This window comes from Marinoscillum sp. HNIBRBA16962 (genome assembly GCF_057801515.1).
On the sequence record NZ_CM173603.1, the window covers coordinates 1,378,082 to 1,390,427 of the forward strand.

Consider the following 12,346-nt stretch of genomic DNA (forward strand, 5'->3'; position numbering starts at 1 on the left):
TCATGACTTCATCCTAAGTTTCCGAATTATTAGCTTTACTGGCAGGGTTTATTATTTTACCTTGGGTTCAAAACATATCCTTCAGATATGAGATACACCTTTTATTTAATCACACCCATTGTCTTAGTGGCTTTAGGTGTTCTGAGTTGGTTTAATTCCGATTGGCTTTGGTCCTTTGTGGTTGTTGGCCTGTTGATTCTTATTGGCTTATACAATCGGCTTCAGCAGAATCACACTATCCTTAGAAATTTCCCATTGTTAGGCTATTTCCGGTATTTCTTTGAGATGATTGCTCCTGAGATCCAGCAATACTTTATAGAGCGGAGCACAGATGGAAAGCCCTTTAGTCGCAACCAGAGAGCGTTGGTATACCGTCGTGCAAAAGATGTAAATGATACGCACCCTTTCGGCACGCAGCTGGATTTAAACAATGATCACTACGAGGCTTTGCGTCACTCGATCTATGCGACACCTCCTGTAAAGGATTTTCCCAGGGTAGAGATCGGAGGGAGTCTTTGTAATCAGTCATATAGTGCATCAGTGCTGAACGTTTCGGCGATGAGTTATGGGGCGCTTAGCAAAAATGCCATTATGGCTTTGAACAGGGGAGCTAAAAAAGGGAATTTTTATCACAATACGGGTGAGGGAGGCATTTCAGATTACCACCTGGATGGTGGAGGCGACCTGGTTTGGCAAATAGGTACCGGGTACTTTGGTTGTCGTAAGCCTGACGGTTCGTTTGATCCGGATGAATTTACCAGGAAATCCGGATGGCCTCAGGTGAAGATGATAGAGCTCAAGGTTTCTCAGGGAGCCAAGCCCGGACATGGGGGTGTTTTGCCAGCCATTAAGAACAATGAGGAGATAGCCCGGATAAGGGGAGTGGAGCCCTATACAACCATCATATCACCTCCCGGTCACAGGGGGATCAGGGACTCTATTGGATTGCTTCGGTTTATTAAACAGCTCAGGGACCTGTCCAATGGCAAACCTGTGGGTTTCAAACTCTGTGTAGGCAGGACTGAGGAGTTTATTCACCTGGTGAAAGCAATGAAGGAGATTAATATCTGGCCTGATTTTATAACTGTAGATGGGGCAGAAGGCGGAACGGGGGCGGCGCCTTTGGAGTTTTCTGATGCAGTGGGTTTACCCCTGGAGCCAGCCTTGATTTTTGTTCACAGGACACTTGAAAAGTATGGATTGAGGAAAGAGGTGAAGGTCATTGCCAGTGGTAAGGTACTATCGGCATTTTCTATTTTGAGGATGAGAGCCTTAGGGGCAGATATTTGCAATTCGGCACGTGCATTTATGTTTAGCCTGGGGTGTATTCAGGCCCTGCGTTGCAACACCAATAAGTGTCCGACCGGAGTGGCCACAACCAATAAGATGTTAACCAAAGGTCTGGTGGTATCGGATAAGTCAGAACGGGTTTATAATTTTCACCGGAATACCATTCACGCAGTGCTGGAACTATTGGGTGCATGTGGCCTTTCACACACAGATCAGATCACTATAGATATGTTTGTGAAGGGAGACGAGATGGTGGCCTTGACAAATAAGTATTTTCCTGATTCCGTACTTAACCGGGTGGACTAAGGGCTGACCAGTAAATTGCCTTCATGATCCTGTTCAAATGCAGCTTTAGCTCCATCTACTAAAATGTGATAAAAACCTGTGATATTTTTAGCATCAAGATCGGCTTTAACGGGACGATCAGGCGTCTGAATAAGCTCGATCAGAAAATCTTCACCCTCCAGAACTCGTATATAAATCCCCTGATCGATTAAATCCATGTTATGGGTCTTAGAAAATGGGAAGTTCACCTGGTACCATTTTTCCTGCTCACCCACATGATCTACTATCAGCGAGAGGAGATATGGTTTGAGTTTGTGATTGCCGTCATCTTCAAATAGCTGTATACGGTTTCCTTCCGGGTCTTTGATAACCACCATTCTGCGTTCACTTACTTTGTCCATCACTACACCACCGGTAAAGTTTACATTATTATCTTCCAGATGCTCCACGAGGTTGTCAAACTGGTTTGTCAAAAAGCCAATCTTGAAAAATCCCGGAACCCGGTCAATATTGTAAGCTTTTTTGACAGAATCACGGTGCATAGCAGATTTATTCTCCTCGAGAAGGATTGTAAGGTTTTTGTGATAGAGTAAGTCATTTTCCAGGGAGGGTTCAAAGTCCAGGTTCTTTTCATACCAATCGGCTAACTGCCTGGCATCATTGGTGATTATGGTCACTTTTTTTATTTCGAAGCCTGATTTTTCCCCACAAGAAAAGATAATAACCGATAGTAGGGCAATGCATAGTTGTTTTTTCATCTCAGGCATAAAATCAATCCTCTTGTAATTTAAACGTTCACAAACTCAAAACCGTCATGTTTGTCCATCAAAATCCGGGTCGGAGTGATGGAGCAGGATACCATATTCTACATAAGCTTTTAAGTTTGTCAGGCAAAATGCCCCCCCTGTACCACACCCATAGTAGATATTCATTTTACTATTGTCATTATTTTAAGTTAATGATTTCCTGTCAATAAAGTGCTTATTTATCTACTTTCACGTAGTGAATTGCTTTATTTTTTAAAGAAGGCAGGATATTTGAGTAAGGTTGAAGAAACGAGAGATAATGATATATTTTCGGAGCGTATTTATTGCTATTGTGTGGAGCTTACCCTTTTTGATGGTCGCCCAGGTGGATCATTCCAAAGTGGCGGAGTTTGCCCGCCAGTTTTCAGAAACGCATGACATATCACTGGAAGAAATCACCGTGATCCTCAACAATGCGAAGTATGAAGAAACGACCATAAAGAAAATGGAACGGCCTGCAGAAGGCACTATGACCTGGGAGAGGTATAGAAATATTTTCATACAGCCTGAGCGCATCGCTGCAGGGGTAGCGTTTTGGGAAACCCATGAATCCATACTCGATGAGGTAAGCTCTGAGTCCGGCGTGCCGGTAGAAATTATCCTTGGCATTCTGGGAGTGGAAACCTATTTTGGTCAGCGGATAGGGTCTTACAGGGTGCTGGATGCACTTTATACCCTTGCATTTGGGTATCCTAAGCGGTCCTCTTTCTTCAAGTCTGAGCTGGAAAAATTTCTGGAGCTGGCGGAGGAGGAAAATCTGGATATCTATTCCATCAAGGGGTCTTATGCAGGAGCCATAGGCTATTGTCAGTTTATGCCCAGTAGCTATTTAGCTTACGCAAAAAGTTTTGACGGAAGTGATAACAGGGATCTGATGCAGCCGGATGATGCCATCGCCAGTGCGGCAAACTACCTGAAAGTACACCGCTGGAGATCAGGAGAACCTGTTGCAATACCAGTCAAGTCATTGATTAGCCCTGAAGAAGTAAAAACAGGGGTTCGCCCTTCTAATTCTCTAAGATACTTCAGTGATAAAGGGTACGTTCCTTCGGGCAACATTTCCCCCGGGATGCAGGCAGCTTTAGTTAAGTTGGAAAATGAAAATGATGTGGAGTATTGGTTCGGCTTCAATAATTTCTACGTCATCACCCGGTATAATCACAGCGCCCTTTATGCCATGGCTGTGTATCAGCTGGGGGAGGAGATCAAAAAGCAGAGGATACAACCGTAGCTACTCTCTCCCTAACGTCCTGGCCAGGTTAGCCCAGGCTGTTCTTAGCGTTAAAGGGGTTACTGTTACTATTCATTGCTGAAAACACCGCACATTTTTAGCGGATTAGTTATCCCCTTAAAGGTGCAGGGGATTGATATTTCAAGGTCTACCGTATAAAGTTTAATTAACCAGATATGGGAGCATTAACTCCCTCATTTTTTCTCGGGATACATCTTTGTTTTTGATCAGGTACGGTACAACCTCCTGGCTGAAGCCCAGTTTTTCAGCCATCTGACGAGCAAAATATTCTTCGGAGTTGGTAATGACATTGTCAGCAAGTATGACAAGTATACAATCCATCATGAAATCTGTTTTATCTATAACATTCATCGGAGCAAGGCCCTCACTAATGGACGGGGAATCGAAGATTTCTTGCATTTCAGCTGGACTGGCGCCATATTTCGAGGCAATTTTTTCAATAACCGCCTTTTCAGACTCAGCAAATTCTTCATCTACCTGGGCAATTTGCACAAGAATGCTGATCTGTTTCTTTTTCTGAAAGTCTAACATATCTCTATTTTAAGAAAAAATCAGGATATCTCAATCATTGATGATAAAGATCTTGCTTCAGGTCATGAAAACAAGACCTACTCACAAACCATATACTCCCCATAATTTACACCCAGTTCCTTGGCCTTTTCCCAATCCTTTTCAGCTCCCTCTTTATCATTCAGCATACATTTTGCCGTACCTCGGCTTACATAAGCTTCTGGGAATCCAGGTTTGTACTTAATCGTTTTATCAAATTCTTCAATAGCTTTCTCCGCATTTTGATCTATAAGGTAGATGTAGCCTTTTTCATAATATGCTTCGGCATAGTCTGGCTTCAGCCTGGTTGCTTTATTAAGACTTTCCATAGCGGCCACCTTTTCACCCATGGCTGACTGGCAAACGCCCATCAGATAGTAAGCCTCTGAGTTCTCTTCATCGTACGAAAGCGCCTTATTAAAATCGAGTATGGCTCCTTTATAATCCTCATCCAGGTATTTATTGTAACCCTGCTCAATGATGGCCTCTACCTGCTGGGAATGGACCCAATAAAATCCGAAAAACAGAAAAATGGGTAAGTACTTTTTCATAATTATTTTCCTATTTTCCATTCGTCATTATTGACCTTCACGCTATCGTTTCCCAGCAGAATGGGTTGATTAAATCGGCCATCCTCATCCCGGTTTTCAAGGTTCAGGACACCACGCGGACAAACTGAAGAACAAACCCCGCAGCCCACACAAGAAGAACGAATAATGTTCTGGCCACGCTGGGCATACCAACGAACGTCTATTCCCATCTCGCAATAGGTGGAGCAGTTGCCGCAGGAGATACACTGTCCGCCATTTGTGGTAATTCTGAATCGCGATTTGAATCGCTGTACAAACCCCAGATAAGCAGCGAGTGGACAGCCAAACCGGCACCAAACCCTGTTTCCCATAAATGGGTAAAATCCGGTTCCTACTACTCCGGCAAAGCCTGCGCCGATCCAGGCGCCATATACAGACCGCATTTGATAAGTATCAATGAATCCGAGAAACTGACTATTGTCTGTCCAGTAAGTGTAGAGTACCCCTGCAGTCATAATCACCGCAAAAACGAGGACTCCATGGATCATCCACCGCTCAATTTTCCAGGACTTTAAGGATTTATCCGATAGCTGCCGGTAAGGATCACCCAAAGTTTCAGCCAGCCCGCCACAGCCGCAAACCCAGCTGCAGTACCATCTTTTACCAAAGAAATAGACAAAAATGGGGACGCCCAATATGATCAGACCAATACCCCAGCCCAGCATAAAAATGCCGAGACCACCACTGGAGATCAGGGTGTTAAGTTCACTTCCAAAGAAAAAGTCATAATCCAGCGGCCAGATATTTTTAAAATCAAAATAAGGTTGGTTAAGCCTCAGTAGAATTTCAGGGATCAGAAAAGCGAAGGCCGTCTGGAAAAACATAACACTAAAGGTCCGTACAACCTGGTACCTGCTGTGCCGGTATTTGATCAGCATTCTCACACCCATCACCAGGATGCAGAGCGTGTAAATGAACCCATAAAGGAAAAATCTTCCCGCATCACTTCCCTTCAGCCACTGGCTGATCGGGTCTACCATGCTGATCCAGGCAGTCATGTATTCCGGATAAAAATAAAGGATGATGTAGAAGGCAATCAAAAATGTTCCTACAAGTATGCCCAGCCATCCCCGGTTTTTCATGGCACTGTGGTAGATGCCATTGTTTTTGATCCCTGGAGGTCCTCCCAGTTTGTATTTTGGAAGGAGATACATTAGCGCTCCCGCAATGCTCAGGAGATATGTCAGAAAGAGAAACAGGCCGGGGCTTTCAGTGATCGGGCCATTGCTGCCAGCTATGGTCAGAGAATATTTCAAATCTTTGACCTGATACCGGTCAAAACCAAATTTGCTGATAATGCCATACTTCTCAATATTGTCGGTAACATTTTGCAGGTTGCTTTTCAGCGTTTCTTCTGAGTCATAACTCCTTCCATCCATCCAGCTGCCATAGTCTTTAAAGGCCTGGGTTTTGAAATCATTCGCCTCGGATGGTTTTGAAAATGCTTTCTCTACACTGGCTAACGAAAAAGTTTCTTGTCCTTCATTTTGCTGTATAATGGAGGCAATGTCTTCTTCACTGAAGCCATATTTTTCAACTTGTGCCTGATTGATCTTATTAAATACATCATTCAGATCACTTATTAATTTAAAATTTACTGAGTAGTTATTACCGATGATCTTTTGTGCGGAAGTTTTGAAAAGCTCCCTCTTTTCATCCGGTATTTGCTGTTTGACAATTTCCTCAGTAAGCTTATAGGAAGGAAGAAAAAAACTGATCAAAAAAATACCGAAACCAATGATAAATATTCCTAATCCTGAAAGTTGGATGATCCTCATGCTAGCTGCTTATTAATTTCTCTAAAAAAGATTTTTTCCTGACACCAACTACATTTTCCGGGTGCTCGTGATTGTATTTTTCCTGTATCTCGCCCTCCCAGTGAGTAAAAAACTCCGGATCAAAATTGGCTTCAGGTAAATGTCCGATCACATAAGAAAGTGATTTACCCTCTTTGATCCATCGATCCCAGACTTCATGGCGATTACGGATCCCAAATATATTTACTCCCCTGACGGACTTACTGGTTGCTTCATAGATGATTTTTAAGCATTTTTTGCAATCCTCGCACTCCCAATAAAATGCCCTGCAGTCTTCCGGACACTCCGGGGGCACCACTCCGTAGTTTTGATATTCAATATCGAAGAATTTAGCGGAGTTAAACCAGACACCAGGTTTGTATGCTGTTGGGCTTCCGGTAATCGTTCTGGCCACCGTTTCTCCCATCATCCGCCCTACATACCATACTGCTTCAATGGCTCTGCGGTGGGGCAGCGGATTTCTGATCTGTGCACAATCACCTATAGCATAAACATCGGGAATATTGGTTTTTAAATACTCATCCACCAGGATTCCCTTGTCTGTTTCCAGTTTAGTATCTTTTACCAGCGAGGTGTTAGGGTGAACGCCTACAGTAAGTCCGACGAACTGACAATCAATCACTTCTCCTTCTTTGGTCTTTACTCCTTTTACTCTTCCTGATCCATCATCCAGAATTTCAGATATCTCGGTATTTTGTCTTAGGTCTATTCCATGTTCGAGTAGATGATTATCAATCAGACTGGCTTCTTCTTTTGGGAGCATGTTGTCCCAGAAATGGTCCTCCCGGATCAGGTAGGTAACAGGGATATGTCGGGAGTGTAACATTTCGGCCATTTCTACACCGATCAATCCGCCACCAATGATCACTGCCCGCTCGATGTTTTTGGTGTTTTTTTCCATGAGTTCCAGGTCCTGGTAACTGATCAGACCCTGCACACCATCCAGGTCCTGCCCTGGCCAGCCAAATTTGTTTGAGTTGCTGCCGGTGGCCAAGATCAGCTTGTCATATGTCACCGTTTCTCCCGAATCCAGGCCTAGCTTTTTCCCATCAAAATCAATGCTTTTTACCCAGGCTCTAATCAGGTCAATCCTGTTTTTCGTCCAAAAACTATCCTCATATGGCTTTGTATGCTCATATTTCATGTGGCCCATGTAGATGTACATCAAAGCTGTTCTGGAAAAAAAGTGATCGGTTTCTCCGGAAATTACGGTGATTTTATAGTCACTTAGCTTCCTGATATGCCTCGCTGCTGTGATCCCGGCTACCCCGTTTCCTAAAATGACGATGTGCTTCATACTATTTATTTAAACCACTCTAAAATACGTGCTTAATTCTGGTCTGATTATTGAAGTTGTCTTGATAAAGGGACCAATGTCAAGGCATTGACACTTAAGTGAACCCAATAAAGACTAACTCGTAGAAGAAAAGATAAGATATAATAGCATGAGAAGTTTAACATTTTTGATATTCTTTCTGATAAGCGCAGGGTTAAGTGCTCAAACAATTTTTGAGAAAGCCGATCTGTTTTTTTCCAGGTATGTAGTTGATGGATTGGTGGATTACGCTTTGATCAAAAAGGAACCACGTGCGTTGAATGACCTGGTCAGTGAAATTGCAAATCTGGACCTTTCTAACAGGCGAGTGACACCCGAATACCTTAAGGCGTTTTACATCAACTCCTACAATATTTTGGTGATCAAGCAGGTGGTAGATCGTTATCCTATTTATGGTCCGCTCAAAGTAGAGGGATTTTTTAATGAAATTTCTCACAAAGTGATGGGGGAGGAGATGACTCTGGATCGGTTAGAAAAGGAAGTGTTGTATAAGCGATTTCCGGACCCAAGGTTGCACTTTGTGCTGGTTTGTGCAGCAAAAGGCTGTCCGCCTCTTGCCAATTTTAGTTATAAGCCTGAAGAGCTGGAAAGGCAGTTAAGTGACAGAACGCGAGCCGTTTTGAACTTAGATTGGTTTATTCGGGTTAATAATAAAAAGGTAGAAATATCACAGATTTTCGAGTGGTATAAAAATGACTTTAAGAAATCAAATGGTTCGGTTCTTTCGTATATAAATATATACCGGGCTGAAAAAATAGATGAAAAGCGATCTTACAATCACTATGAATATGACTGGTCACTCAATGATCAGAAGTAATTTGGAAGTAATTTGATGGGTTACTGATAAATAGGTTAGGTTAGGTTTGAAAAATCCCATCAAAGAAGCCCCGCCGGATCAGCGGGGCTTCGCCTTTTCCAGGATCTTGGGAAATGGGATGCCAGATCATAGCAGCCAGAGACCTCCCGCTCCGAAGTTCCAAAGGACTCCTGGAGAACCCTTTTACCACAGGTATTCCTCTATGTAAGGGAGAGATGACACAAATCGGCGTAGAGTCCCCTTTCCAATAAAAAAATTCTGCGGAAATCAGCGTAGTCAGCGGGAACCATAACCTAACTTCCAAAATGCAATCCCCAGGTTTTTCGCTTGATCCCTTTTCCATATCACAAGGAATCTTTCGGAAAATTTAATAATAATGGTTAATATGTTATCTATTTTGACTAAATATTACTATATTTGGTTAATATATTATCTATTTTAATGTTGAAATTACCTACAGAAGTCCAGGAGGAGATTGCTCAGCGGGCAAGGAAGCGAAGAAAACAAAGAAAACTGTCTCAGGAGGAAATGGCTACACGTTCCGGCGTATCACTGGGAAGTGTGAAACGGTTTGAGCGCACAGGCAAGATCTCCCTGGAATCTTTGCTGAAACTGGGATTGGTCCTGGATAGCTTAGATGATTTTGAAAACCTGTTTAAAAGCAAGGACCTTCCCAAATCTTTGGATGATATTTTCAAACCTTCAAAATCAGGGAAATCATGAGACTGGACCCTGTGGATTTGCTAAATGTATCTATTCGACTGGGTGGGGAAAATGTTGTCGTTGGCAGGCTGGCGCTACATCAGGGCCGGATATTATTTGAATATGATGCCGACTTTTTGGACAGAGGTCTGGAAATATCGCCTTTCAAATTGCCTTTGAAAGAAGGTGTCACAGCCTGTGAAGATCGCGTGTTCGAAGGTCTTTTCGGAGTTTTCAATGATTCGTTACCGGATGGCTGGGGGCGGTTGCTCCTGGACAGAGCAGTACAAGCCAGGGGGGTAGCCTACCAGGGCCTTACTCCGCTGGATCGTCTGGCTCATGTTGGCCAACATGCTATGGGAGCGCTTATGTATTTTCCTGATTACTCCGATCAGGACAAAGAAGAGAAAGGAATTGACCTGACCACTATTTCGAAAGAAGTACATAAAGTCCTTGAAGGGCAGCCTACAAAGATTTTAAGCGAGCTACTGCAACTGGGAGGAAGCTCTGCCGGGGCCCGGCCCAAAATTCTGGTTGGGTTTGATCCCGTCTCCGAAAATCTGATCCACGGGCTGGGTAATCTTCCCAAAAAATATGATGCATGGATGATAAAATTCCCCTCTTCAACGGATATGAAAGATGTCGGAGCTATTGAGTACGCCTATTCGCTGATGGCTAGTGAAGCCGGTCTCGAAATTCCAAAGACAAGACTTTTTACTGAGCAAAATGGTCAATCTTATTTTGGAGTGAAGCGTTTTGATCGCAATGGTGCGGAGAGGGTTCATATGCATACATTGGCCGGTTTGCTACATGCCGATCACCGGGTACCAAGCGTAGACTATGAAAGTATCCTGAGATGTACTTTAAGTCTTACCAGAAATATGAACGAAGTGGCCAAAGTGTATCGTTTAGCTGTCTTCAATGTCCTTGCTCATAACAGGGATGACCACAGCAAAAATTTTTCCTTTCTGATGGATAAAGAAGGTATCTGGTCATTTGCTCCGGCTTATGATCTCACGTTTTCATACGGTCCGGGAAGAGAGCACGCATCAATGGTTATGGGAGAGGGTAGAAACCCGGGAGAAGCAGACCTCAGGAAGCTTGCAGAGAAATTTCAGGTAAAAGATGCCGGAAAGGTAATTGAAGAGGTACGCGATGTGATTTCCGGATGGAAATACTTTGCTGGTGAAGCTGGAGTAAGCAGACAGTCACAACAGATCATTCAAAAGGAACTGGCTAAAATCAATTAGAATTTATACCCGAACGGGTACTTTTTACTATCTCGAAAGGTTTGTTATACCCGTTCAGGACTATTTTACCTCAATTGCCATGTTTTTATACCCGAAAAGGTATATTTTTACTGGAATTTATTATTTTTGTACCCGAAGAGGTATAATTAGAATATGCTAGGTCAATTTGTTAAAGAAAAACGGAAATGGCTTGGGTTGACCCAGGAAGAGCTATCATTTAAAGCTGGTGTAGGGCTGCGATTTGTTCGTGAGTTAGAGCGGGATAAGCCCACACTACAGATGAATAAAGTCAATCAGGTATTGCGATTATTTGGGTACGAACTGGGACCGATAGCTTTGGATCGAAATGAGCTAATCAATGAAAAAGGCTAAAGTTTACATGCATGATCAATGGGCTGGGACATTGATAGAAAGTGTTGATGGCTATGAGTTCAGCTATCGGCCTGAATACCTTAGAATGTCTGTTTGTGAACCGGTGAGTTTAACCTTACCGCTTAGTGATGAGGTTTATCGGAGTACAGTAATGTTCCCTTTTTTTGACGGTTTGATTCCGGAAGGATGGCTCCTGGACATTGCTGAACGCAACTGGAAGATCAACACTCGTGATCGGATGAGCTTATTGCTAGCCACCTGCCTGGACTGTATAGGGGCAGTTTCTATCCATCCAATCAATGAATGAGATGGCCGTAAATAAGTGTCTGTATTGTTATAAAGAGCTCAATGAAGCTGATTTTAATAGTCCGGCCGGAAAATCAGGGTATCATCCGGGATGCAGTAAAAAGTTTTTTGGTAAACCAATACCTCCGGAGCTTCCATATTCGCAAGCAGATTTGCTTTCGCTGGCAGAAAGGATTGTTAAAAGCCATAAAACCGTAACTGGAGTTCAGCCTAAGCTGTTACTAAACCTGGATAAAGCAGAAAGAAAGGATGCCCCTCAAAGATTCACCTTAGTAGGGTTGTGGGGTGAATTTATCCTCAAACCACAAACTCAGCATTATAAGAATCTTCCGGAGTTAGAGGACTTGACAATGCACTTAGCTCAGATCTCCCGGATCAAAACAGTAGATCATGCGCTGATTTACCTGAAGTCTGGCCAGCTGGCTTATATAACCAGGAGAGTGGATCGCGTACGTAAAAGGAAGTTTCATATGGAGGATATGTGCCAGCTGACAGAGCGACTGACAGAGCATAAGTATCAGGGGTCTTATGAGCAAATTGCCAAAGCCATTTTGAGGTATTCTGCCAATCCCGGGCTGGATGTGATCAATTTCTATGAACAGGTTTTGTTCAGTTTTTTAACAAGCAATAACGATATGCATTTGAAGAATTTCTCGTTATTGAAAGATAAGGCACTCCATTACAACTTGTGCCCGGCTTATGACCTGGTAGCCTCCGGGCTTGTGGTAGAAGGAGATGATGAGGAGCTGGCATTGACTTTAAATGGAAAGAAAAAGAAGCTTTCAAGAGCCGATTTTGAAATGGCTATGAGCAGAGCCCGAATAGACCCCAAAACAATTTCCAATATTTTTACCAGATTCTTGAAAGTCAGGAAAAAATGGCCTGAAAAGATCGAATCGAGCTTTCTTCCCGGGGATTTAAAAGAAACTTATTTAGAAATGGTAGATCAGAAGTTTAACCAGCTCTACACATAA

13 protein-coding genes are annotated in these 12,346 nt (G+C 43.1%); 8 read left to right on the forward strand and 5 right to left on the reverse strand.

The annotated features are described in order from the left end of the window. The first annotated feature begins 87 nt into the window (after positions 1-87). A complete protein-coding gene (locus tag AC3E9V_RS05810; RefSeq protein WP_488752246.1) occupies positions 88-1,596 on the forward strand; it encodes an FMN-binding glutamate synthase family protein in 1,509 nt (502 codons plus the stop codon). On the opposite strand, the gene AC3E9V_RS05815 is transcribed toward AC3E9V_RS05810, so the two are convergent. After that, on the reverse strand, positions 1,593-2,333 hold the full coding sequence (locus AC3E9V_RS05815) for a VOC family protein (RefSeq protein ID WP_488752247.1): 741 nt from the start codon (positions 2,331-2,333) through the stop codon (positions 1,593-1,595). The genes AC3E9V_RS05810 and AC3E9V_RS05815 overlap by 4 nt on opposite strands. A 307-nt stretch (positions 2,334-2,640) precedes the next feature. Between AC3E9V_RS05815 and mltB the strand changes: the two genes are divergently transcribed. Continuing rightward, positions 2,641-3,612, forward strand: a complete 972-nt coding sequence (mltB, locus tag AC3E9V_RS05820; protein WP_488752248.1) for a lytic murein transglycosylase B — start codon at positions 2,641-2,643, stop codon at positions 3,610-3,612. A gap of 162 nt (positions 3,613-3,774) precedes the next feature. On the opposite strand, the gene AC3E9V_RS05825 is transcribed toward mltB, so the two are convergent. The 4 genes from AC3E9V_RS05825 to AC3E9V_RS05840 form a co-directional block, all read right to left on the reverse strand. Beyond that, on the reverse strand, positions 3,775-4,164 hold the full coding sequence (locus tag AC3E9V_RS05825) for a tellurite resistance TerB family protein (protein WP_488752249.1): 390 nt from the start codon (positions 4,162-4,164) through the stop codon (positions 3,775-3,777). Positions 4,165-4,241: 77 nt separating this feature from the next. Next, entirely contained in the window at positions 4,242-4,733 is a 492-nt protein-coding gene (locus AC3E9V_RS05830) for a tetratricopeptide repeat protein (protein ID WP_488752250.1), read from the reverse strand. A 2-nt stretch (positions 4,734-4,735) separates the two neighbouring features. Next, positions 4,736-6,550 carry a 4Fe-4S binding protein gene (locus tag AC3E9V_RS05835; RefSeq protein ID WP_488752251.1) on the reverse strand — a complete coding sequence of 605 codons (1,815 nt, stop codon included), beginning with the start codon at positions 6,548-6,550 and terminating at the stop codon, positions 4,736-4,738. A gap of 1 nt (position 6,551) precedes the next feature. After that, positions 6,552-7,886 carry an NAD(P)/FAD-dependent oxidoreductase gene (locus AC3E9V_RS05840; RefSeq protein WP_488752252.1) on the reverse strand — a complete coding sequence of 445 codons (1,335 nt, stop codon included), beginning with the start codon at positions 7,884-7,886 and terminating at the stop codon, positions 6,552-6,554. 148 nt (positions 7,887-8,034) lie between these two features. On the opposite strand from AC3E9V_RS05840, the gene AC3E9V_RS05845 reads away from it, so the two are divergent. From AC3E9V_RS05845 to AC3E9V_RS05870, 6 genes are all read left to right on the forward strand, one after another. After that, positions 8,035-8,742, forward strand: coding sequence for a DUF547 domain-containing protein (locus tag AC3E9V_RS05845; protein ID WP_488752253.1), 708 nt, complete (start codon positions 8,035-8,037; stop codon positions 8,740-8,742). A gap of 441 nt (positions 8,743-9,183) precedes the next feature. Further along, positions 9,184-9,465, forward strand: coding sequence for a helix-turn-helix domain-containing protein (locus AC3E9V_RS05850; RefSeq protein ID WP_488752254.1), 282 nt, complete (start codon positions 9,184-9,186; stop codon positions 9,463-9,465). Continuing rightward, positions 9,462-10,694, forward strand: coding sequence for a type II toxin-antitoxin system HipA family toxin (locus AC3E9V_RS05855; protein ID WP_488752255.1), 1,233 nt, complete (start codon positions 9,462-9,464; stop codon positions 10,692-10,694). The genes AC3E9V_RS05850 and AC3E9V_RS05855 overlap by 4 nt, the downstream gene beginning before the upstream one ends. Positions 10,695-10,847: 153 nt before the next feature. Next, the gene (locus AC3E9V_RS05860) at positions 10,848-11,066 is read left to right on the forward strand and encodes a helix-turn-helix transcriptional regulator (RefSeq protein ID WP_488752256.1); all 219 of its coding nucleotides are present in this window, start codon (positions 10,848-10,850) and stop codon (positions 11,064-11,066) included. Then, positions 11,053-11,373, forward strand: a complete 321-nt coding sequence (locus tag AC3E9V_RS05865; RefSeq protein ID WP_488752257.1) for a HipA N-terminal domain-containing protein — start codon at positions 11,053-11,055, stop codon at positions 11,371-11,373. Before AC3E9V_RS05860 ends, AC3E9V_RS05865 begins: the two co-directional genes overlap by 14 nt. A 1-nt stretch (position 11,374) precedes the next feature. Further along, positions 11,375-12,346, forward strand: coding sequence for a HipA domain-containing protein (locus tag AC3E9V_RS05870; protein WP_488752258.1), 972 nt, complete (start codon positions 11,375-11,377; stop codon positions 12,344-12,346).